At 60.6% G+C, this 21,722-nt stretch carries 17 protein-coding genes and 1 pseudogene; 4 read left to right on the top strand and 14 right to left on the bottom strand.

Annotated features, from left to right (window positions below; translation table 11 throughout):
* Window positions 1-43 precede the first annotated feature (43 nt).
* Both istB (AC3IYG_RS23330) and istA (AC3IYG_RS23325) read right to left on the bottom strand, forming a co-directional pair.
* Window positions 44-799, bottom strand: a complete 756-nt coding sequence (gene istB, locus AC3IYG_RS23330) for an IS21-like element ISPsy14 family helper ATPase IstB (RefSeq protein ID WP_025163932.1) — start codon at window positions 797-799, stop codon at window positions 44-46.
* A gap of 20 nt (window positions 800-819) precedes the next feature.
* Entirely contained in the window at window positions 820-2,334 is a 1,515-nt protein-coding gene (gene istA / locus AC3IYG_RS23325; RefSeq protein ID WP_025163931.1) for an IS21 family transposase, read from the bottom strand.
* A gap of 232 nt (window positions 2,335-2,566) precedes the next feature.
* On the opposite strand from istA (AC3IYG_RS23325), the gene AC3IYG_RS23320 reads away from it, so the two are divergent.
* Window positions 2,567-3,106 (top strand): prepilin peptidase, encoded by a 540-nt coding sequence (locus AC3IYG_RS23320; RefSeq protein ID WP_489314074.1) that lies wholly within the window; start codon window positions 2,567-2,569, stop codon window positions 3,104-3,106.
* Between the two features lie 254 nt (window positions 3,107-3,360).
* Window positions 3,361-4,692: a tyrosine-type recombinase/integrase gene (locus AC3IYG_RS23315; protein WP_489314354.1), complete on the top strand. Its 1,332-nt coding sequence runs from the start codon at window positions 3,361-3,363 to the stop codon at window positions 4,690-4,692.
* Between the two features lie 12 nt (window positions 4,693-4,704).
* Here AC3IYG_RS23315 and AC3IYG_RS23310 read toward each other — a convergent pair whose 3' ends face one another.
* Both AC3IYG_RS23310 and AC3IYG_RS23305 read right to left on the bottom strand, forming a co-directional pair.
* Entirely contained in the window at window positions 4,705-5,271 is a 567-nt protein-coding gene (locus AC3IYG_RS23310; protein ID WP_489314075.1) for a 3'-5' exonuclease, read from the bottom strand.
* A gap of 242 nt (window positions 5,272-5,513) precedes the next feature.
* On the bottom strand, window positions 5,514-6,623 hold the full coding sequence (locus AC3IYG_RS23305; protein ID WP_489314076.1) for a DNA-binding protein: 1,110 nt from the start codon (window positions 6,621-6,623) through the stop codon (window positions 5,514-5,516).
* Between the two features lie 504 nt (window positions 6,624-7,127).
* Between AC3IYG_RS23305 and AC3IYG_RS23300 the strand changes: the two genes are divergently transcribed.
* Entirely contained in the window at window positions 7,128-7,667 is a 540-nt protein-coding gene (locus AC3IYG_RS23300; RefSeq protein ID WP_489314077.1) for a hypothetical protein, read from the top strand.
* 202 nt (window positions 7,668-7,869) lie between these two features.
* On the opposite strand, the gene AC3IYG_RS23295 is transcribed toward AC3IYG_RS23300, so the two are convergent.
* Window positions 7,870-8,622: an AAA family ATPase gene (locus tag AC3IYG_RS23295; protein WP_489332325.1), complete on the bottom strand. Its 753-nt coding sequence runs from the start codon at window positions 8,620-8,622 to the stop codon at window positions 7,870-7,872.
* A 776-nt stretch (window positions 8,623-9,398) separates the two neighbouring features.
* Here AC3IYG_RS23295 and AC3IYG_RS23290 point away from each other — a divergent pair.
* Window positions 9,399-9,752, top strand: a pseudogene (locus tag AC3IYG_RS23290) (outer membrane protein transport protein); the annotation flags it as partial.
* A 147-nt stretch (window positions 9,753-9,899) separates the two neighbouring features.
* On the opposite strand, the gene AC3IYG_RS23285 reads toward AC3IYG_RS23290, so the two are convergent.
* The 9 genes from AC3IYG_RS23285 to AC3IYG_RS23245 form a co-directional block, all read right to left on the bottom strand.
* Window positions 9,900-11,276: an NAD-dependent succinate-semialdehyde dehydrogenase gene (locus AC3IYG_RS23285; protein WP_487382932.1), complete on the bottom strand. Its 1,377-nt coding sequence runs from the start codon at window positions 11,274-11,276 to the stop codon at window positions 9,900-9,902.
* A gap of 219 nt (window positions 11,277-11,495) precedes the next feature.
* Window positions 11,496-12,251, bottom strand: coding sequence for a class II aldolase/adducin family protein (locus tag AC3IYG_RS23280; RefSeq protein WP_487382933.1), 756 nt, complete (start codon window positions 12,249-12,251; stop codon window positions 11,496-11,498).
* Window positions 12,252-12,344: 93 nt separating this feature from the next.
* A complete protein-coding gene (locus AC3IYG_RS23275; protein ID WP_487382934.1) occupies window positions 12,345-13,313 on the bottom strand; it encodes a WD40/YVTN/BNR-like repeat-containing protein in 969 nt (322 codons plus the stop codon).
* A 15-nt stretch (window positions 13,314-13,328) separates the two neighbouring features.
* The gene (locus AC3IYG_RS23270) at window positions 13,329-15,389 is read right to left on the bottom strand and encodes an efflux RND transporter permease subunit (RefSeq protein ID WP_489332322.1); all 2,061 of its coding nucleotides are present in this window, start codon (window positions 15,387-15,389) and stop codon (window positions 13,329-13,331) included.
* A 103-nt stretch (window positions 15,390-15,492) separates the two neighbouring features.
* Entirely contained in the window at window positions 15,493-16,242 is a 750-nt protein-coding gene (gene istB / locus AC3IYG_RS23265) for an IS21-like element IS1474 family helper ATPase IstB (RefSeq protein ID WP_003460139.1), read from the bottom strand.
* The gene (gene istA, locus AC3IYG_RS23260) at window positions 16,130-17,815 is read right to left on the bottom strand and encodes an IS21 family transposase (RefSeq protein ID WP_041506137.1); all 1,686 of its coding nucleotides are present in this window, start codon (window positions 17,813-17,815) and stop codon (window positions 16,130-16,132) included. The genes istB (AC3IYG_RS23265) and istA (AC3IYG_RS23260) overlap by 113 nt, the downstream gene beginning before the upstream one ends.
* Before the next feature lie 203 nt (window positions 17,816-18,018).
* A complete protein-coding gene (locus AC3IYG_RS23255; protein WP_489332320.1) occupies window positions 18,019-18,336 on the bottom strand; it encodes a hypothetical protein in 318 nt (105 codons plus the stop codon).
* Between the two features lie 55 nt (window positions 18,337-18,391).
* Complete coding sequence (locus AC3IYG_RS23250) at window positions 18,392-20,245, bottom strand: DUF1302 domain-containing protein (RefSeq protein WP_489332318.1); 1,854 nt, start codon at window positions 20,243-20,245, stop codon at window positions 18,392-18,394.
* A 56-nt stretch (window positions 20,246-20,301) separates the two neighbouring features.
* Complete coding sequence (locus AC3IYG_RS23245; protein WP_489332316.1) at window positions 20,302-21,660, bottom strand: DUF1329 domain-containing protein; 1,359 nt, start codon at window positions 21,658-21,660, stop codon at window positions 20,302-20,304.
* Between the last annotated feature and the right edge of the window lie 62 nt (window positions 21,661-21,722).

Below are 21,722 nucleotides of genomic sequence, written 5' to 3'. Positions count from 1 at the left end.
ACTTGGACAGGCAGTCGGAGCGCAGCGACGCAGGTTTGCATTGTTAGTCTGAAGTCTCTGTCGCCGTCAATTTCGTTGCGCGTCTGCGCATCGATTCGCCCTTCAGTTCGATCCGATAAGCGTTGTGCACCAGCCGGTCGAGGATCGCATCGCCCAAGGTCGGATCGCCGATCAGTGCGTGCCATTTGTCCACTGGCATCTGGCTGGTCACTAGCGTCGAGCGGTTGCCGTAGCGGTCGTCCAGCAGTTCAAGCATGTCGCGCCGTTGCGCAGCGGTAAACGGCGCCAGGCCCCAGTCGTCCAGGATCAGCAAGTCGGTCTTGGCATAACCCGCCATCAGTTTCGCGAAGCGGCCGTCGCCGTGGGCCAGGCCTAGTTCTTCCATCAAGCGCGGCAAGCGCAGATAACGCACGCTGTAACCGTCGCGGCAGGCCTTATGAGCCAGCGCGCAGGCGAGCCAGGTTTTGCCTACGCCAGTTGGGCCGCCGATGATCAGGTTCAGGCCGTCGCGCAGCCACTGGCCGCTACCCAGTTGCAGGATCAGAGATTTGTCCAGGCCGCGCGGGCTGCGGTAGTCGATGTCTTCCAGGCAGGCGTTATGGCGCAGTCGTGCGGCCTTGAGGCGAGTAGTCAGGCGTGCGTCTTCGCGCTCGGTCAGCTCGCGGTCGACCATCAGACCGAGGCGTTCGTCGAAGCTAAGATCGTTGATGTCAGGCGTTGCGTGTTGTTCGCCAAGCGCCTTGATCATGCCGTGCAGGCGCAGGGTTTGTAGCTTGTCGAGTGTCGGGTTGGGCAGCATTTTGGTGCTCCTTTTTCAGGTCAGTGGTAGTAGCCAGGGCCGCGCAGGTTGATGTGTTCTTCGGGCAGTAACGGCAGGTTTTGCTGGGCAAGCGGCAGCCGTTCCAGCCCTTGGCGCAGGATCGATTCCAGGCTTTTATAGCTGCACGCGCCCAGTGCCAGCGCTCGCTGGCAAGCGGCTTCCAGCCGCTCTTCGCCGTGCTGTTTGCTCAGGCGCAGGATCCCCAGGCAGGCGCGGAAGCCGTGCTGCGGATGGATTCGGCGTTCGAGGATATGAGCGATGACACCAGCGGTGTTCGGCCCGGTCTGCTCAGCCCAGTGGATCAGTCGCTGCGGCGTCCATTCAGCATGTTCGCGGTGACTTTTGGGCATGTGCTCGGTTTGGGTGGTGTGGCGGCCTTTGTGCGGCGAGCGCAGATGGCTGGCCACACGCTGGTTGGCGTGGAAGCACTCGACGGTCTTCGCGGTTAGCCGCACTTCGAGTTGGTGTTTCACCAGCTGGTACGGCACCGAGTAGTAATGGCCGTCGACCTCGACGTGGTAGTCGATGTGCACCCGCACCTTTTTCCATTCGGCGTAGACATACGGATGTTCTGGTAGCGGTTGCAGTGCGGGTTGGTCGATGGTCTCGAAGGCCGAGCGGCGTGAGCCGGGCAGCTTCTTGAAGGGCTTCTGATTGAGGCGATCCAGCAGCAGCGCGATGGCTGTGTTGAGTTCGCCCAAGGAGAAGAACTGGCGGTTGCGCAGCACCGCCAGGATCCACCGCTCGACGACCTGTACGCCGACTTCAACCTTGGCTTTGTCCTTGGGTTTACGCGAGCGCGCGGGCAGCACGGCTACGCCGTAATGCTCGGCGAGATCGCGGTAACTGGGGTTGATATCCGGCTCGTAGCGATGCGCCTTGGTGACGCCGCTGCGCAGATTGTCCGGTACCAGGATCTGCGATGTACCGCCGAGAAAGGCGAAGCAGCGTACGTGCGAGCCCAGCCAGTCAGGCAGCTTCTGCGACCAGGTGGCCTCGGCGAAGGTGTAGCTGGACGCGCCGAGGACGGCGACGAAGATCTGCGTCTGGCGGATCTCGCCGGTTCGCCGATCAATGACCGGCACGGTCTGGCCGGCGTAATCGACGAACAGCTTTTCGCCAGCACGGTGTTCCTGGCGCATGACCACGTCGACCTTGGCAGCCCAGAGGCGGTAGTGCTCGCAGAACCAGCTGTATTGGAAGCCTTGCGGATGGGTGAGCCGATACTCTTGCCAGAGCAGGGCCAAGGTGACGCCGGGGCGACGTAACTCGGCATGGACATGAGCCCAGTCCGGCATCGGACGTTGATCGCTAGGAACCGTCGGCGCTGGCGGGAACAGACATCGCTCCAGTTCGGCGTCCGACAACTGCGTGGGCCAAGTCAGCCCGCAAGCGTTGAAGCGGTGCAGGTAATTGCCGGCACTGCCGCTGCTGATGCGTAGGCTGGTGGCAATTTTGCGCACGGACAGGCCGGCGTCGAACTTTAGGCGTAGTACCTCTCGGATTTTACGCATGGATATACGCTCCACGACGACCTCTTCGCTTCGAGAAAAGAGGTCGATGGTAGTGAATAATCCTGCGTTGCTGCCTGCCTGAGCGTGGGGTCGGATCAGTGAGAGATCACTGTCCAAGTGCTCGTGGAATCAGTGTCCAAGGGGCCGTGGAATGAGTGTCCAAGTCAGCGTGGAATCGCTGTCCAAGTGTTCGTGGACTGGGTGTCCAAGTGCGCATGGAATCCCCAGTAAAGTGAGCGTTGCAGACCTCTCGAACGGATGGATTGTTGTGCTCTGGTTCGGTGTCTTGGGCCTTTGCGTTGGCTCGTTCGTGAATGTCTTCTGCTATCGCTGGCCGATCATGAAAGGGCTCGGCGAGTACGCGGATGGGGTCGTACTCCAGCAGCTGATGGCCAAGCACGGCAAGTTCACCTTGGCATTTCCCCGATCTGCTTGCCCATGTTGTGATTCCACGGTGAAGGTTCAGCACAACATTCCAGTTATCGGATGGCTGCTGCTGCGCGGAAAATGTAATGACTGCGGCGCTCGTATCAGCTGGAAATATCCAGCCATTGAGCTGCTGTTTGGGTTGGTATTCGCAGGCTATATCTGGATTGAGGGTCTTTGGATTGCCGGCCTTTTATCCCTGCCGCTGATGAGTATTGCCTTCTGTTTCTTATGGGTGCGGATTGCCCATCGGCACAACGTGAAGATGCTGATGTGGTTTTATGTGTTCACTGTGGTAGCCCAGATTGGATTAAGTGGCATGGGTTACAGCGCATACGCACAGTAATCGATCAACAGCGTTTGGCAGGCCCCGCGCCTGCTTTTTTTTGCCTTGAAAAATGTGAGTTTCGAGCTTCTGATGGAGGCGCGTCGCAGTCGCCAAAAAATAATTAAAAAGCAAATCATTTCAGCCATTTACGTTGATCCTTTCTGCTATCAGACATTGCTCTAAGACTATGTTGTTGTTTGCTCTCCCCTCCCCCTCGGTTAGCTTTATACTGGCTCTAGCTCCTATGGTTGAGACTTGGTGTAATCGTGAATATGCAAGCCAATCCTGCACTCAAGCCCGAACGTAATTCGAAGACTGCCCTGAGTGGTTCCGCCAGCATTCGATTTATTCCCCTGTTCGATACGCATGCGAAAGTCACAAACTCCGGCGTTGATGAGTATGAGGATGACCGCCCCTACATTACTGAATACTTGGCAGGGTTCCAGTCTAAGTTCGATGCGCGTGCGGATTACGATGCCGTTCGTAAGTTCTTGAATGCTTACGACGACACGCCGACCACGTTTAACAATTACCGCACCCAAGTGGAGAGGCTTCTCCTTTGGGCCTGGAACATTCGAGGAAAGTCGTTTCGCGAGTTCCTACGCAGTGACGTGGAGGACTTCCTCAGTTTCTGCAAGAAGCCCGACCCTAGCTGGATCGGTACTGTCATTCATGCTCGGTATATCATGATCGACGGGCTGTATGAACCCAATCCGGCTTGGCGCCCTTTCTTGATGCGGACGCAGAAGTCTGCCAGCAAGAACGCCCTGGAGAGTAACCGAGAGGTGCCTGCTCCAACATTCAACATGGCCGATAGCTCGCTCAAGCAGGTCTACGCGGTTCTCAACTCCCTGTTCAGCTACTGTGCTGCTGACCGGGTGATGGACAGCAACCCATGCGTCCTCATCAAGCGAGACATGAAGAAGAACAAATCCAAGACGCTCAAGATGCCCAGGCAGAAGTCGCTCTCGAAGTTGCAATGGGAGTTCCTGCTTGAAACTGCCGAGCTGATGGCGCAAGAGTCACCCAGTCCTGGAGAGCGGACGCTGTTTTGCATCGTCATGATGTTCGGCTGCTACCTGCGCGTGAGCGACCTTGCAGGTAATGGCGAGTGGGTTCCAGAAATGGGATCGTTTGTCCGGGAGCGCGATGCTTGGTGGTATCACGTTGTCGGTAAGGGGAACGTCCAGGCTCGTATCGCAGTGAAACCGGACTGCATCGACTACCTGATCCGCTTCCGCCGCTTCCGTGGTCTTTCTGACTACCCTGCTCCCGGAGACGCTGTGCCGCTGCTAACTACCGTACACGGTCGGCCCGGATTGAAGGCTCGGCAAATCAGCGCCGATGTTCAGGCTGTGCTGGATCGAACAGTTGCCAGGATGAAACAGGAAGGCTTCCCGGACTATGAAGTTAGCGAGCTGCGCTCTGCCAGCCTGCACTGGCTTCGCCATACTGGGGCCACCTTCGACGCCCCGCACAGGAATCCGAAAAACCTCCAGGCAGACCTGCGGCACAAGAGCTTGGCTACGACTCAGAACATTTACTACCACTCCCTGGATGACGAGCGCAGCTCTGAGGTTGCGGGCCTTTCTCTGCGGCGCTGATCAAGGCCCCTATCAGCTGGGCTGAGTCGTGCCCATTGTCTTTCGATCTGGGCGTTTACCATTCCGGTGTCGTTGCAGGTAGCGCAACACGCTCAGAGCCATCCGGGCATCGGCCATGGCGCGGTGAGCGCCCCCAGTTTCCGTGCTGCACTCGGTCGCAGCCTCGATCAGTTTCAGCCAGCGCCAATGCTCATGGCCTTTGTCCCATTCACCATTCCAGGTGGCAAACATCCGCATCAAGCATGCGGTTGTGAGGGCTGGCGCTGGCAGACCATGGAGTTGGTGGGTTTGTCGAATGAGCCGTTCATCAAAAGCAGCGTTGTACGTTACGACTGTGCGGCCCCTGACCACAGTCGCGAATTGCTCGGCTATATCGGGCCAGCTCGGCGCGTTGGCCGCCATGGCGTCGGTGATGCCGTGGATTGCTGTGGCCTCTTTCGGTATCGGCTTGTTGGGGCGAATCAGTGTGTCGAGAAGCGGATTGCCGTCTATATCGACAATGGCAATCTCACAGACCTCATCGTTGGAGCCAAGGCCTGTGGACTCGGTATCCATCACGACACACTGCTGATCGATCAAGCCTTGTGCCTGAGCGGAAACTGATTGGCGACGCCGCTGGGCTGGCCCAGGTGCCCATCGCCATGGCACGCAATCCTCTACGGAGTATACGTTGTAAGCCCCCTGTCCCTGCCAGACAGTCCCGGCAGGCCGGGCGTCCGGGGCCGGCATTAAGCGTAAAGCTTTCAGGTAGCTCCGACAGCGAAGCCCTTTCTCAGCAGCCTCGGCAGGGGTCAGATGAATTCTTTGCTTGGTCATAGCGATCAGGCCTTATGGAAAATCCGCTCAATCTCGCGCTGTGCAATGGCCAGCTCTTTGAAGTCAGGGCTTTCCTTGGCCTTGGTATGGTTTGCAAGCTCGAACACTCGGCGAGAGTGTTCTACAAGGTTGGCGATCACCGAGCGATTGTCAGCAGCCATATCATCCAGCTGCTTGGCACTGCGAGCCTGCACTTCAATGATCTGCGATTGCATGCTGGCAAGCTGGCGCTGTAGCTCGCTGCTGGTGCTGACGGCGGCGGTCAGTTTGTCCTCGCGCTCTTTTTCGCGGCGCTTGAACTCAAGCTGCTCGACCGAGAGGTCGCTGACCAGAGCTTCCAGTCTGGTTTGCTGTGCTTCTGCATGACCCGCTCGGCGAGCGAGTAGTTCGCCATCTTTTGTCAGGCGATCCAGCTCCCGCTTCGCGTTGCCCAGCTGCTCAGTTAGTCGAAGCTCATTTACGTGAGATTCGCGGAGGCTGCTCTCCAGGCCCTCGATCTGTTTTCCATGCCTACGAGCATCTTGCTCTCGCTGGATAGCCACCTGCTGCTCGTAGTGCTCAGCCATAGCCTTCATTTCGACGATCTGGCTGTTTTGGCCTAGCAGTCGCTCATTCAGCTGCTCGTTCAGCGCCTCGGCGACGCCGGCACGTTCTTTCTGTTCATCCCGATCAGCAGTGACGGATTCGAGCTTCGTTGTCAGGGCCTCCAGGCGCTGCGTGAGGTCCGTGGTGATCCGTTTCTCCGCCTCGAAGGCGTTGACCGCCGTCTCTTTCTCCATCAGCAGGGTGTTCCAGCGCGCCTCGATGTTGCGCCTCACTGCCTCCACTTCTGCCCGCTCTTTGGCTACTCGCTCATCGGCAAGGTCGCCGAGGGTTTGCACCATTTCCCGACATAGGGATTCGAGGCGGCTTGGGAACTCGTCCAGGTGCTGCTGTGGGCTGGCGCTGCCAGAGCGGACCATATCGATGAAGCGCATGAGGGTGGTGTTCGAACCCCGGCCAACCCTGGCCCTGACTGCCCTCACGGATGTATCGGTGCCTTCCTCTTGCAGCTCCCGCATGGCCTCAGCGACCTCGGCCAGGGTGACGGGCTGCTGGCGTTTAATTGGCGTCATGGCGGGATTCTCCGAATTTTGATTTTGCGCCGTGTAGTAACATAGAGGATAACGCAAATAACGATAACACATAAAGAGTAACGCGCCATTGCTGCGCCGCAAAACCTGAGATTTGATAAAGAATAGAATCAAGTGCCAGAGCCAATGTGCAGCCAACGCGGATAGCGATACTCGGATTTCGGCCTTTTAAGGGGTGTAACGACCGTACAGGTGTTACATGCGGCTCAAGCTGTCTGGTGACAGTTAAGGGCGGTGCCTGGGCCAGCGCCGGCAAGTGCTCCGGGTTGGGTGGTGGCTGGCAAGTTGTCGCCGTTATGCTCCTGGTTGTGCTGGTTCAGGTGAGTGCCCTGAGCGGAACCCGGTAGTCCTGCACGCGGAACTGGCCACAGGGATGGGCTGACGTGGCAGGAGGCCCCTTCGCAGCGACAGCAAACGCCGGCAGGTGTCACCAGGGCGCTCACCTGAACCAGGGGACGAACTTCATCTTCAAACCGAGGGGTCAGAATGGGCTGGAAATCACTCAAGGATGCCTATGGCATCGACCACATCGTGTGCGTAACGCCCAAGGGCATCTGCATTGGCAGCCGCTACGTCCACGACCTTGTGATCATCGATCCAGTGAGCGGGCGAGTCCGAGAGAACGAAGCTTTTGGGCGGTTCCTCAATAAGAGTTACCCAGCGTTAGCAAGCGCATCGCCAGCGGAAATACTCGCTCACCTCCAGGCCGAAGACACCTTTGGTGCAGCTATCCCAGTCTTCACCTACGAGGGCGCCGACATTATCGAAAAGTCGTGCGAAGCCCTGGGCTGGCCTAACACGACGCATGCCGGCGACTTAATGTATGACAACAAGTACAGCGCTGATCGCGATGAGGTCATTGGCTGGGCTAAACGTTATGCGCATCTGGAAGCGAAACACCTTGATGAGGCGATTGCGCGACTGCAAACGGAGCTTGCCGATTTGCAGAATCGCCTGACCAATTCTCGGACCTGCCAAGAACGCCTTGATGCCGAGCACCCGACTGTGCCGGCAGCATCCTACTAATCAGGGAGCGATTTTATGAAGCGCATTGTCATCCGCTGCACTGCTGCATCTATGGTCCTGTTTTTGGGTGTTGTTGGATTCCAGTTCTTCAACTACTCGGGGGTTGGGGAGCAATGGAACTGAAAACCAACGTAAGCCGAATTAGAGTTCGTTTTACTCGTCAGCGACTGCGAATTAACGAACTTTGATTCGTGAGAAAGGTTTATTGCACTGATTTTCGGGTGTTGGTGACCTTTCCTCGCGATAGCGGAAACGGTTTCATAAAACGGTCGTTTTTCGAAACTATCCAGACGTTGCAAGGGTTTGCGGGGCAGCGACTGAGCTTAAGTGCACTTTCTGTTCCGTTGCTCCCCCAACCCCGATAACTGCCGTCGATGGTGTTCAGGGCTTTCACTCGCTCGCGCAGATCAGCCAGGCGGGCCTTAGTGTCCATCGTGGTCCAGGTCAGCCCCTCGCTCACCAACCCTGGCGAGTCATCCCAACCGATGGTCTTGTAATTAGCCGAGCTTCCCGCACGCTGAAGCGCCATGGCCAATTCGGTCAGGAACACGGCGTCATGGGTGAGCACTAGTACCTGCCGTGTTTCGGACAAGGTCACTAAGCGTCGGGCGATGGCCTGGCGAAACACATGGTCCAAGGAGGTGGAAGGATCGTCGAACACCACCGTTGACGTGTGCGGCAGCGATTCGAGTTCAGCCAGGAACATGGCCAACCCCAAGGCGCGCTGTTCACCTTCCGACAGCACCTTGGAGGCTTTTGCGCTGATGTCCTTCAGGCGCAGCGTCACCTTGGTCACGCCGAGATCGGTACGCCCGGTCAGGTCCGGTTGTACCCGGCGCTTGTAGCCCAGGGCCTTCAACTCGGCATTCATGGTGGTGGCCAAGGCCTCGGTCACATGCGTCGCGGCCAGGGCCGTCAGTTTTGCGTGACACCGCCTGTGGGTTGAGCGCGCCATGACAGCAGCTCAGGTTGTCATGCACCTGGCTGTCCTGGATAAAACGCTCAACTGCAGCGCGATGGCCGGACAGGCGTTGTCGAGCCTCCAGCTCCGCCAGCTCCCGGGTCAGGGCCAACCGTACGGCGGGATCAGCGGAGTCACGCAGGGTCTTGGCGTCCGCGCGCAGCGAGGCGGTCTTGGCGGCGAAGACACCATCCAGGTTCGCTTCCGGCGGAAGCGGCGCTGACTCCGGGGCCATTTCCCGGCTTCCAAGGTTTGGGTGACCCTGGCGTGCCGGGCGGCCCAGACGGACTCCGCTGCCGTTATGGCGACATGCAGATCAGGCAGACGCTCAGCCACCTCAGCCAGCGTGGGCGCGTCCAGAACGCTGCGATCGACCGCCTTTACCTTCTCGAGCGCCTCCAGGCGCGCAACGTTGGCGGCTTGGGCGTCCGCAGTGGCGCTATCGGCCACGAAGGCTGCGAAGCGACGCATGCGCTCGGCCGCGTCCGCTGCGTAGGGTTGCTGGCAAAGCACACAGTGTGCGTCCGACTCCAGGTGCGGGAACGGGTGGGCGGGATAGGCGGCCTGCCGCGAAAAGGCTTCAGCCGCCCGATACATCGTTTGCCACAGCGCGTTGCCCGTCCCCTCCAGCAACATAGCTGTCCCCCAGGATTACTGGATTATTCTCCTGGTTGAGCTGCACCATGAGATTGAGGTGATGCAGCTGAGCGAGACAAAGCAACCGCAAGCGCTGGCACTGCCAACTTGCAGGCGCCTGCTTGTCCCTTACTGGTAGACACCGTACCGTCGACCGCCAATACAAGGACACTTGGCACGCCTCGGTAGGCGCCCAGTATCAGATTAATCCACAGCTGCACTGGAACATGGGCCTGTGCTATGACAGCTCGGCGGTCGACGACAAGGACCGCACCGTGGACAACTCCATGGGCGAAACCTGGCGCCTGGCCACGGGGGTCAACTATCAGCTTGAAGAAGGCCTCGACGTGCACTTGGCCTATACCCTCGCCTGGCTCGGTGACATGGACAACGAACAGACCTAGAGCCGGTTCGGCACTACCCTTTCCGGCAGTTACCACAACGTTGCGCTGCACATCATCGGTGGCGGCGCGACGTGGCGCTTCTGATCTAAGGCTCCTCGTTGACAGGCACCTGTCTCTAGAAGTCCCAGGCAAAGAACCAACGAGCTATCAGACCGCCTTCAAGAGACTTCAGTCGAAGGGGATAAAGTGCAAGTGACCCTTGATGGAGGGTCACTTGCACTCAGCGCTCCACTATCCTGCGCTGGCGACTCGGATCAGCTTGCGATTGACGAACTCAGCAATACCTGCCGCACCCAGTTCGCGGCCAAAGCCGGAGTTTTTCACGCCTCCAAATGGAGTTTCCGGTCCGGTATAAACACCAGAGTTGATGAACACCATGCCAGCTTCAATCCGTGCTGCTACGCGTTTTGCACGCTCTAGGTCAGCTGTCATTACAGAAGATCCCAACCCGTATGGCGTGTCGTTGGCTACGGCAATGGCTTCTTCCTCGGTCTCGACGATGTATACAGTCAGGACCGGGCCGAATGCCTCCTCCTTGTGGAGCGGGTTCGTTTTGCTGATACCGGTAATGATCGTCGGCTCGAGGTAGAAACCTGGACGATCAATGCGTTTACCGCCCGTAACGAGAGTAGCTCCGGCTTTGACGGCACCGTCAATTTGTCGAAGCAGATTGTCTAGGGCTGCTTCTGAGAAAAGCGGACCGATGGTGGTAGTCGGATCGGCGGGGTCGCCTGCCTTCATGCTGTTGAAGACCTTTACAAGGCCGTCGAGAACCTGCCCACCACGCTCCTGACCTACAACGATGAGCCGCTTGGTAGCCGCGCAGGCTTGGCCCATGTTGAGCAGGCGGCTGCCAGCAGCCGCTGCGATGACAGAATCGAGCGGAGAGTCTTCCAGCACGATCATTGGATCGCTGCCGCCGAGCTCGAGAATGACCTTCTTGAGTGCTCGCCCTGCACGCTCCGCAACTGCTGCCCCCGCACGCTCACTGCCAGTCAACATTACGCCGCGAACACGAAAGTCGTCGATCACATGACCAATCTGATCAACAGTGCAGAAAAGGTTCGTGTACACTCCTTCCGGTGCGCCAGCTTCCTCGAACAGACGCGCAAAGGCCAATGCACATTGAGGGACGCTGGGAGCATGCTTCATGAGCAAGACGTTGCCTGCAACCAGTTGAGGGCCAGCAACTCGAGCGAGCTGGTAGTAGGGGAAATTCCAGGGCTCAATCCCCACCAGAACACCGATCGGTTCAGTGACAACTAGCGATTCGGATGCACCTGGCAGCTGCTGCGGCTTCAGGAACTCTTCAGCGTTATCCGCGTAATAGTCGAGGATCGCCGCCGACAACTCTACCTCATACTCAGCTTCGGCGATCAGCTTCCCCATCTCCAGGGTCAGGTAGCCCGCGTACTCTTTGGCGTTCTTGCGAAGGATGGCAGCTGCGCGCTTTACGATTTGAGCCCGGTCAGCAACAGACCGAAGTTTCCAGTCTTGCTGATAGGTTTCATCGGCAACGTTCAGCGCCGCCGAGACCTGCGAATCAGACTGAAAATCAAAGGTTTTGATGAGTTCACCGGTTGCGGGATTAAGCGTCTGGAAGATCATTGTCAAACTCCGTTCTTATAGCATTTCAATTAGGCCGTTTTCGTTCAGGGCGGTTAGATTCGAAGGCGTTACTTCTGTATGAGCCCCTCCCCTAAGGGCTGCCTCCAAATCCTTTGCAAGACCTGACTCAAACTTGATTAAGGATTGCCTTCACACTGCAGAGGCTGCTGCTGATGCCTTGATCGAACTGACCAATTCATCGGTAGTCAGGATTTTCCCTTACGAACAATACGACTCGCGCTGGTCTTCAATCAGCGTCAAGGCCGCTTCCCAGGCCATGTCGATAATGCTGTCGATATTCTCCCCTTCGAACTGCCGCGCCGTGTGTTCGCACACTTCCTTCGTCGGGTAGACCAGCTTGCTACTGCCGGCCAGTGCCTGGATCTGCGCCTGGCAAGCACGCTCCAGAAAATGGATTTCGTGGAACGCCTTGGCCACGCTGCCGCCCCCCACCAACAGGCCGTGGTTGCGCAGGATCATGGCCTTGTGCGTCCCGAGATCGGCAATCAGTCGTTCGCGCTCATCACACGAAAAGGCGATGCCCTCATAGGTGTGATAGGCCACCTTGCCGTAGAACTTCAGCGCATGCTGGCTGATCGGCAACAGCCCCTGCTCCTGGGCAGCTACGGCTATCCCGGCCGCTGTGTGCGTATGGATCACGCACATCAGGTCTGGCCTGGCCATGTGCACGGCCGAGTGAATGACAAAGCCGGCCGCGTTGACCCGAAGGTCTGTCCCCCTGCTATCGACCACCTTGCCGTGCTGGTCGATCAAGACCAGATCGGACGCCTTCATCCTGTTGAACAGCACCCCATAACGGTTGATCAGAAAGTGGTGCTCTGGCCCCGGCACGCGCAGGGTCAGGTGGGTGTCGATCAGGTCGGTCATGCGAAAGTGCGCGATCAATCGATACAGCGCGGCCAAGTCGCAGCGAGCCTGCCATTCGACGGTACTCATAATTTCAGGCTTGTTCATGGGTATTCCTTTTGACGAGTAGCCCCAGGGAGGCCAAGTGACGGCTCCCTGCGGCGAAATAGTGGGTGCTCTTCAGCGGGGACGGTTACCGGACTACTGGGCTGACTTCCCCGGCGCCTGTGTGGCTGACTCGGGAATCACGCCGGACTCTCCCAGCATCAGCAGCTCGCCATTGTGCAGCGGTGCCAGGGCAGCCAGGTTCTGTCGATCCGGACGCATGGCTGTGGTGAATCCGGCAAGGTCGCTATCGGCGATCGCAACCAGACCACCGTTGCCCACCAGCGCCACTCGTCCATCTGCCAGCGCACGGATGTCGGTGATCGCGTTGGTGCTTCCGGTGTCGATTTCACGCCAGCTGTCGCCCAGGTCGTCGCTGAGCAGCACGCGGCCACTCATGCCCGCCAGCAACACTCGACCATCACGCAAGGCGGTGCCGCACCAGAGCGAACCACTCGCACCCGTGTCCATTGCCTGCCAGGTCTGTCCGTTATCAAGGGAGCGGTAGGCGTTTCCGCCCTCGGCCGCGATGAACAGACTGTGGTTCGCGCCTGGGAATATCTGGTTGAGGTGGTAGTCGTCACCTTCCGGGCTGACCGTCAGGCGATTCCAGGTAGTGCCGCCGTCGCGGGTTTCGCTGGCATAGCCATAGGCCCCCACCACGATCCCGTGCTGTGCGTTCTCGAACCACACCGAGAGCAGCACCGGCGCATCCTCCAGCCGCTGTTGAAGTGTCCAGGTCTGGCCACCGTTCGTGGTTCTCAGCAGTACACCGCCATGGCCGACGGCCCAGCCGTTCTGTGCATCGGCAAAGCTCAGCGCGGTGAGCAGTGTGTCCACCGGCACCTTGTCGGACTGGGTCCAATTCAGGCCATCGTCGGAGAGCGCCACCACGCCATGGTCGCCCAGGGCGACCAATCGATTTCCAGCAGCGACCACGGCAACCAGCGGTGCTTCCTGCGGCCGGTCCAGGCGCATGGCTGGCGATTCGGCGGCGACACTGGTGCCGGCGGCCATCGCCAGCAACAGGGTCGCCAGCAGACGCTTCGTTTCATTCTTGGGCATCTGGAGTTTCCTCTGTCAGTGGGCGATCAGGGGCGCCCGTACCGGGCTCCGTCGCGGAATTCGCAGGTCGAGCAACACCGCGATGGCCGGCAGCAGGGTGATGGCCATCAGCATGTTGATCATGAACATGAAGGTGAGCAGCAGGCCCATATCGGCCTGGAACTTCAGCGCCGAGAAAGACCAGGTAGCGACCCCGACCGACAGGGTGAGCGCCGTGAACACCGTGGCGACGCCAACCTCCCGCAGGGCCAGCTGGAAGGCGCCGACGATGTCCATGCCCTCCGCCAGGTGCAGCTGCAGGCGGTTGTAGATGTAGAACGCGTAGTCCACGCCAATGCCGACCGCGAGCACCATCACCGGCAAGGTGGCAACGGTGAGGCCGATGTCCAGCTCCTTCATGAACCAGTAACCGAGGAAGGTCGCCAGGGTCAGCGGCAGGCAGCAGGCAACCATCGCCCGCCAATCGCGATAGACCAGGAACACCAGCAGCACGATGGTCAGGTAGACGTAGAGCATCATCGGCAGCTCGGAGGTTTCCACCACTTCATTGGTGGCCGCCTGGACCCCGGCATTGCCGCTTGCCAGGCGTACCGTCACGCCCTCCAGGGGATGCTCGCTCCGATACTGCTCGATTGCCGCGACCACCTGCTTCAAGGTGCTGGCCTTGTGATCGGCCAGGTACAGGTTGATCGGCAACAACGTGCACTCGGCGTTGTACAGGCGCAGCGCCTCAGGCACCTGACGGACCGCCTCGGCGAGGGACGACTCATCAGCCGGCAACTCCGCCCACTTGGGATTGCCCTCATTGACGCCCGATGCCGACAGCTTGGTCAGCGCCGGGAGGGACTGCGCCGACAACACGCCCGGCACGTTGCCGAGGTACCAGGTCAGGCGGTCGACGTACCTCATCACCTGATTTTGGTAGCAGCCACCCTGGGGCGTTTCCACCGCCACGGTGAACAAGTCCAGCCCGAGTGAGAAGTGACTGACGATGCTTTCCACGTCCTGGTTGTAGCGGGAGTCGGCATGCAACTCCGGCGCCCCCGGCAGTACGTGGCCGATATGACGCCCCTGGCTCTGCCACACGGCGAGCGCCATCAGGCACAGGCACAACACACCGCCTATTGCCGCGTTGCGCGGTTCGGCAATGCGACCGAGCCGCTGCATGGCCGCGTCCCGCTTCTCGCGCAGTCGCTCGATGCGGGCGACGTAGGCGGCATCGAAACGGAAGTAGCTCGCCAGTACCGGCAGCATGATCAGGTTGGTGACGATCTTGTAGAGCACGCCAACCGAAGCGGTGATGGCCAGTTCGCGAATCATCGGAATGGGCACCAGTACCAGCGTGGCGAAGCCGACGAAGGCAGTGATCAGCGCCAGGCTGCCGGGTATCAGCAAGCCAACGAAGCTGCGCCGCGCGGCGGTCATGGCGTCGGCGCCGGCACAGACTTCCTTGGAAATGAAGTTGACCTGCTGCACCCCGTGGGAAACCCCGATGGCGAAGACCAGGAACGGCACCAGGATCGCCAGCGGATCGAGGCCGAAGCCGAGCAAGGTGATGGTGCCGAACTGCCAGACCACTGACACCAGCGAGCAGAACAACGGCAGGAAGGTCAGCACCCAGGAGCGGGTGTACCAGTAGACCGCGAGCAGGGTCAGGACGAATGCCAGCGCAAAGAAGGCCACGACGCTCTTCGCACCGGCACCGATGTCGCCCATCTGCTTCGCGAACCCGATGATCTGCACATCGAAGTCGGCATCGCTGTAGCGGGTGCGCAGCTCGTCTTCGAGTCGCTGGCTGAACTCCAGGTAGTTCAGGCGCTGTCCCGTCGCGGGGTCCGGATCGGCCAGCTCGGCGACCACCATCGCCCCGGCATGATCGTTGGCCACCAGGCTGCCGACGAATCCGCCGATGATGGTGCGTTCACGGATACCCGAGATGGCCCCTTCATTGAGGTTGCCAACGGTGACATCGCCGCCTACCACGTCTTCGGCCTTCATCCCCTCTTCGGTGATCTGCACCGCGCGGGTATTCGGCGTCCACAAGGAGGTCACGCTGCGGCGGTCAACGCCAGGCATGAAGAACAGGTGCGGATTTCGGTGAACGTGACCGAGCGTTTCGCTAATACGTGACCGGTGCTTCCACCCCGGTTGCGCGGGTTCTGGATTGTAATCGCATCGGTCACGATGCGGCTTGTTCCTCGGCTTTTTTTCGGCGCAGCGACTCGCCTTTCATCGTCAGCCGGTAGGCGTTGTGCACCAGGCGGTCGAGGATGGCATCGGCCAGGGTCGGGTCGTTGATCCAGCCGTGCCAGTGCTCGATGGGCAGTTGGCTCGTCAGGATGGTGGAGCGGCTGCCAGCGCGGTCGTCGATCACCTCCAGCAGGTCATGCCGGGCTCCTTCCTCCAGCGGGGCTAGCGCCCAGTCGTCCAGCACCAGGACGTCGACCTTTGCCAGCTGTTGCAGGGTACGGCCGAAGCTGCCGTCGCCATGAGCGATGCGCAGTTGTTCCAGCAGGCGCGGGGTGCGCAGGTACAGGGTGCTATAGCCCTGGCGGCAGGCCTGGTTGCCCAGGGCGCAGGCCAGCCAGGTTTTGCCGGCACCGGTCGGGCCGGTCAGCAGCAGGTTGTGCTGCTGGCGGATCCAGTCGCCACTGGCCAGGGTGGCGATCAGACGCTCGTCCAGGGCGCGACCGGAGCGGCGGTCGAGATCTTCCAGGCAGGCGTTGGCGTACTTGAGCTTGGCCTTCTTGCGCAGCCGTACCAGGCGCTGGTTGTCACGCCAGGCCAGTTCACGGTCGAGCAGCAGGCCGAGGCGCTCATCGAAACTCAGGCTGTGGCTGGCCGGCAGCGTCCATTGCTCTTCCAGGGCGCGGGCCATGCCGTCCAGGCGTAGCTGGTGCAGTTGATTCAGGGTGTGTTGCGGCATCATCGAACAGCTCCTGTTGCGGGGGTTGGTAGTAGTCGGCGCCACGGACGTTCTCGTGGTCGCCGGGTAAGGTCGTTTCGGCGGCACGCTGGGGCAGCGGCTGTTGATCCAGGCCTTGCTGGAGCAGGTTGCGCACGCTGCGCCCGGTGAAGGCGCGCAGGTGTACGGCACGTTCGGCAGCGGCTTCCAGGCGTGCATTGCCATAGCGCCGGGCCAGCGAGAGCAGGCCGAGGCAGGCGCGGTAGCCCATCTCCGGGTGCGGCTTGTGGGTCAGTTGGTGATCGATCAGTTGGCGCGTGTAGGGGCCGATCCGCGCGCCCCAGTCGAGCAGGCGTTGTGGCGTCCATTCGCGATGCGCCTGGTGCGCCGCGGGCATGTGCTCGCGCTGGGTACTGTAAGCGCCGCGTCGCCCCAGCAGCAGGTGGCTGGCCACCCGCCGGTTGCCATGCAGCACTTCCAGGGTGTGTGCCGTCAGTCGCACGTCCACGTTCTGCCGGGCCAGGGCGGAGGGCACGCTGTAGAAGCTGCCATTGACCTCGATGTGGTAGTCGATGCTGACCTTGCAGCGCTTGAAGGTGGCGACCTCGTAGGGATGCACCGGCAGCGCTCGCAAGGCCGGGCGATCCAGGCGCTCGAACCAGTCGCGCCGGCAGCCATCGAGCCGCTTGAACGGGCGCCGATTCAGATCCTCCAGCAGCTCGGCGATGGCCTGATTGAGCGCATGCAGGCTGAAGAACTGCCGATGGCGCAGCCGCGCCATGATCCAGCGCTCGACCACCTGCACCGCCACCTCGGCCTTGGCCTTGTCCTGAGGCTTGCGTGGCCGTGCCGGCAGGATCACCGTCTGGTAATGACGCGCGCACTCCAGCGTGGCCCGGTTCAGGCCCGGCTCGTAGCGATCCGGCTGGGCGACCAGGGCGCGCGGATTGTCCGGCACAACCATTTCCGGCACGCCGCCAAAGTAGGTCAGAGCCTGGCCCAGCGAGGTCAGCCAGTCCACCTGGGTTTCGCCTGGCGTCGCGCAGGCATAGGTGTAATTCGAGGCGCCCAGGGCGGCGACGAAGATGTGCGCCCGGCGCACTTCGCCGGTGGCCGGGTCGACCACCGGCAGCGTCGGCCCGGCATAGTCGATGAATAGCTTCTCGCCCGCACGGTGCAGCTGACGCATCGAACGTTTGAGCGTCTGGGCGTAGCGCCGGTAGTGCTCGACGAACTGGGTGTAGCGGTAGGTCGGCTGGCCCGCATGCGCGGCGAGATATTCCTCCCACAGCAGCTGCAAGGTCACGCCCTTGCGTCGCAACTCGCGGTGGATGCTCAGCACATCGGGCAGCACTCGCTCACCGCGCGGCTTGTTCGTCGACGTCGGTGCAAACAAGGCGGCCGCCAGCGCGGCCTCGTCCATGGCCACCAGCGCCGGCCAGTCCAGCCCGGCCACCCGCGCCGCCGCGATGTACTTGCTAACCACGCCCTTGGACAGCTGCAAGGCACGGGCAATCTTCTCGTGGGACAAGCCGGCCTCAAACTTGAGGCGCAGACATTCTTTGATGTTTCGCATGGCTACTCGCGGCGCCGCCATCTTCCTCTCCCGAAATCGGTCGAGGATGGCGGCGCATCAGGTCATGCGCAACGAAGGGGAAGGCTTTCGCTAAGTCGTGACCGGCGATTTCGGTAAGCCGTGACCACCTGTTTCGGAACAGGCGGAAAATCGGTCACGTTGCTACCGAAATGAGCGGTCACGCGTTAGCGAAATGACCGGTCACGATCAACCGAAACGGCCGGTCACGGTGCTCCGAAATCCGCAAACAGGGTCTGGGTCAGGTCGTAGAGCTTGGTCAGCGCTTCCTTATTCCAGATATCGCCGTGCCTGGCGTGCAGCACCACGATGATGCGGTTGGCGCCAAACAGCACATCGCGGTACTGGTTGAAGGTCTTGATGAATGCGTGTTCCTGGGGCAACTGCTTGTCGAAACCGGCAGACATTTCCAGGCGCGTGGCGAACAACGCCATGAACAGGGTAACGACCCCAAGCGCAGCGAGAGTCGCCAGACGATGGCGGAACAACATGCGTTCGAGCCCGAGCACCAACGAAGAGAGCATGAGAGTGCCTTCCTGAAAAACGGAGACAGGCCCCTCTCGCGGAGGGGCCCCAGGTTCAGAACGAGTAGGAGATGTTGCCGCTGAGGAAGTCGCGGTCGGTCATCAGGTTGTTGTCCCCACCGCCCCAGTACTGTACCCACTGCAGACCGCCCTTCCAGCGGCCGCGGTAGTTGAACAGCAAGGATGTGGTGAGCGACTTGCGACCTTCGATGAAGGGCAGCGCGTTGGGCGTGGTGCCATTGACGTCGTGGGCGAAGTCCAGCTGCGGCGTGACGGTGATCCCGCTATCGAACAGGTTCGGGTAGTTGATACCGAGCTCAGTCACATAGCCCCAGGAGGTCTTGTCCGGCAGCGAATAGTCCGGCAGGAAGTACGGCGTCTCGCCGGAGGTATCAAGGTCCGGATAGTGGGCCACCACCGCCTCCGCCATCAGGAAGCCGTCGGACGCACCGAGACTGCTGGGAATGAAGCCAAGCGGGTCGCTAGCGGAGAAGGTGTAGATGGCATTGACGTCTGCCTGCCATTTCTTCTCTTCGACGAAGCCTGGGTGCTCGCCAGTATCGAACACGCTGAACTTGTTGAACGTGCCGGTGAAGCCCCGGCCGAACGCAACGGTCGGGTCGATGCCGACGCTGTCGTTGGGGCGATAGGACAGTTCTCCGGCGACCGCGACCGGACCGACCATGGTGTTCATGGACAGGCCGAAGAGGTCCTTGTCTTCGCCGTAGTTGATGAAGAAGTTGTCGATCACCAGCGCATCGGGATTTGTGCGCGCGGTGTAGCCAACGAAGGGCAGCTTGTCGTGATAGCGCTCGTAGAAGAAGCCGAACTCCGTTTCGATTTCCTCGACGGTCCAGCGCAGCGCTATGCCGTACTGGCCGCTGTTCTTCGCCGCGCGTTCACCGCCATAGGGCGCCGCCAGCCCTGCGGCCACCAGCGTTGCCTCGTCCAGGCCGCTGATCAGCGGATCACCGCAATGCCCGGTGGGCGTACTGGCCGCGCAGGTTCCTGCCCCCAGCAGACCATCGATGTAGCTCGTGGAGTAGAAGATCGGCTGCCTCCCCTCACCCACCACGGCGGTGTTGGAGTAGTAGGTACCCACCGGATCGAGTCCGTAGGCGTTCCACTTGAACTGGTAGTAGGCCTCGAGGTTCAGGGTGTCGGTCAGGCCCACGTTGAACGAGGCCATCGGCGCGGGGATGAACACCTCTTTCAGCTGGGTGCCAGGGGTGTGGTACTTGGGCAGGCTGAGGGCATTGATCTGGTTGATGCCGCCGGTGACGAAGATTTCCTCACCCCAGCTGATGACCTGGTTGCCCACCTTCACCTTGGCCGGCATGTCGCCAATGTCGAAGCTCTTGGCCACCCACAGGTCCAGCAGGTCCAGGCGTTCGGTGGCGTCGCGCTCGGCCTGGTCATCCAGTTCGGTGCGGCGGGTGTCGTCCATCTTGAAGTCTTTCGCCCAGGCAAAGCGCCCCAGGGCACTCCAGCCATCGCCGAACTTCAGGCTCAGCTCATGGGTGCCCTTGATCACATGGGAAAAGACATCGTGCTTGTCGTAGTTGAGGTCGCCGTCGTCAGCGTTGGAGAAGTTGATGTCCTTGTTGACGTAACCGTTGCCCCTGCCCAGGTTGTAGAACTGCCCCAGTTCCGTGTTGGTGCCTTCGTTACAGCCGCCGCTATCGCCGCCAAGGATGTGGCAGTCGCGCGACTCCAGCCGCTGGGCGAAACCGTAGGACAGCGTGGAGTCGAAGCTGCCGGAGATGCCCTCCTCCGAGCCGAAACGAAACGCATGGCTGGGCTCCATCCAGAGCAGACTGGATGCAGCCATCACCGCCAGGGCGAGGCTGTTTTTGGCGCGCGGGAAGCCCGGCGCGGCGAAGGCCGCGCCCTTATTGTTGTTATGCATGGAGATTCCTCTAACAGTCGTAAAGCCGCTCCACGCTCGCGAGCGTGGAGGGACTCTTAACGTTCGCCGCGGCGACGCAACTCGTTGGGATTGAACATCTTGTCGCTGACTCGCCCGTCCTGCGCGGCGGTCAGGTCCAACACCTCGCCTTCCTGGGTGAAGTAGTCAGCGATGTAGCGCCGGGCGATCAGGTCGTAGCTGGTGTACTCGAAGTTGGTACAGGCCTGCAGTTGCGGATCGGCCCACAGCGTGCCTTCCTGCACGCGCCAGAGATTGCCCTTGGCGTCGTACATGTCCACGTGCAGCAGTGCCCAGCTGTCTTCGTCGATGAAGAACACACGCTTGGCGAAGGAGTGACGCTTATCGGCCTTGACCGTGCCTTCCACCACCCAGACGCGGTGCTTCTCGTAGCGCTGCACATCGCGGTTGAGGTAATCCGGCCCAACCAGGTCGGCGTACTTGTTGGACTTGTCGACCAGCTTGTAGGAGTTGTACGGCACCACCATCTCGCGCTTGCCGATCAACTTGAAGTCGTATCGGTCGAGGGCACCGGTGAACATGTTCATCTGATCGACGAAGAACAGGCTGTCGGTCCCGGCGATCGGGTTGTCATACGCGAACGACGGCGCGCGGCGCACGCGACGCTGACCCGGGAAGTAGATCCAGGAGTCCTGCGGCTTATCCAGGTAGCCGTGCACCAGATACATCTCGCCGGCGCGGGAAGACGGCGACAGCACGTCATAGAGCAGCTTGGCCTCGTAGCCCCCGGCATCCGCCGGCGATTTCACTGCCGGGTCGTTGTAGGGGTAGTACTCATAGTCCCACTGCTTGAATTCCGACAGCGTCCCGCTCTTCTCCCTCAGCAGCAGCGATGCCTGCACGCGGCGGCCCTTGCCCATGTAGCGCAGCTTGTAGTTCCACATCACCTCGACGCCGCTTTGCGGCATCGGGAAGGGGATCGCCAAGCCGGGCGCCTGCTCCAGTTGCCAGCCATCGGCGGCGATCCGACTCTGCCCGGCAAACTCGCGGGTACGCTGGGCGAGTTGGTCCGGGAAGGTGCAACTACGGTGGGTCGGGTAGACGTCCATGCGGTAGCCGGGATAGGTCTTGATCAACTGGACCTGGCCTGGCGGCAGCTCGGCTTCATGTTGGGCAAGATTGCCGGCATCGATGCTGTAGAGCGGCTTGTCGCCGGCGTAGGGATCGCCATGACCAGGCGCCCAGCCTTCCGGCGCCTTCGTCAGGCCACCCGTCCAGGCCGGAATGGAGCCATCGGCATTGCCGGCCTTCTCGGCGCCGAAGGGAGTCAGCTCGGTGCCGAGCTTGCTCACATCGACAGTGGCGGCCTGCGCCCCAGCGGATAGCAGCGCCAGGGATACCGCACAGTTCAACAGGGATAGCTTGAAGATGTTCATTACGTTCTCCTACAGGAGATTCTTGTTGTGCTGAGGATGAGTCTGCCCCGTGCGCCGGTGGC

This window comes from Pseudomonas sp. KH_027 (assembly GCF_057838565.1).
The sequence above is the reverse complement of the archived record's forward strand: the minus strand, read 5'-3'. Positions and strand labels throughout refer to the sequence as shown.

Coding starts and splice junctions, on each gene's coding strand:
- AC3IYG_RS23295 (WP_489332325.1), bottom strand. CDS start 8,622: ATGGCGCGCTCAACCCACAGGCGGTGTCACGCAAAACTGACGGCCCTG.
- AC3IYG_RS23285 (WP_487382932.1), bottom strand. CDS start 11,276: ATGATCTTCCAGACGCTTAATCCCGCAACCGGTGAACTCATCAAAACC.
- AC3IYG_RS23275 (WP_487382934.1), bottom strand. CDS start 13,313: ATGCCCAAGAATGAAACGAAGCGTCTGCTGGCGACCCTGTTGCTGGCG.
- AC3IYG_RS23300 (WP_489314077.1), top strand. CDS start 7,128: ATGGGCTGGAAATCACTCAAGGATGCCTATGGCATCGACCACATCGTG.
- istB (WP_025163932.1), bottom strand. CDS start 799: ATGCTGCCCAACCCGACACTCGACAAGCTACAAACCCTGCGCCTGCAC.
- AC3IYG_RS23305 (WP_489314076.1), bottom strand. CDS start 6,623: ATGACGCCAATTAAACGCCAGCAGCCCGTCACCCTGGCCGAGGTCGCT.
- AC3IYG_RS23280 (WP_487382933.1), bottom strand. CDS start 12,251: ATGAACAAGCCTGAAATTATGAGTACCGTCGAATGGCAGGCTCGCTGC.
- istA (WP_041506137.1), bottom strand. CDS start 17,815: ATGGCGGCGCCGCGAGTAGCCATGCGAAACATCAAAGAATGTCTGCGC.
- istA (WP_025163931.1), bottom strand. CDS start 2,334: ATGCGTAAAATCCGAGAGGTACTACGCCTAAAGTTCGACGCCGGCCTG.
- AC3IYG_RS23270 (WP_489332322.1), bottom strand. CDS start 15,389: ATGCCTGGCGTTGACCGCCGCAGCGTGACCTCCTTGTGGACGCCGAAT.
- AC3IYG_RS23245 (WP_489332316.1), bottom strand. CDS start 21,660: ATGAACATCTTCAAGCTATCCCTGTTGAACTGTGCGGTATCCCTGGCG.
- AC3IYG_RS23315 (WP_489314354.1), top strand. CDS start 3,361: ATGCAAGCCAATCCTGCACTCAAGCCCGAACGTAATTCGAAGACTGCC.
- istB (WP_003460139.1), bottom strand. CDS start 16,242: ATGATGCCGCAACACACCCTGAATCAACTGCACCAGCTACGCCTGGAC.
- AC3IYG_RS23250 (WP_489332318.1), bottom strand. CDS start 20,245: ATGCATAACAACAATAAGGGCGCGGCCTTCGCCGCGCCGGGCTTCCCG.
- AC3IYG_RS23255 (WP_489332320.1), bottom strand. CDS start 18,336: ATGCTCTCTTCGTTGGTGCTCGGGCTCGAACGCATGTTGTTCCGCCAT.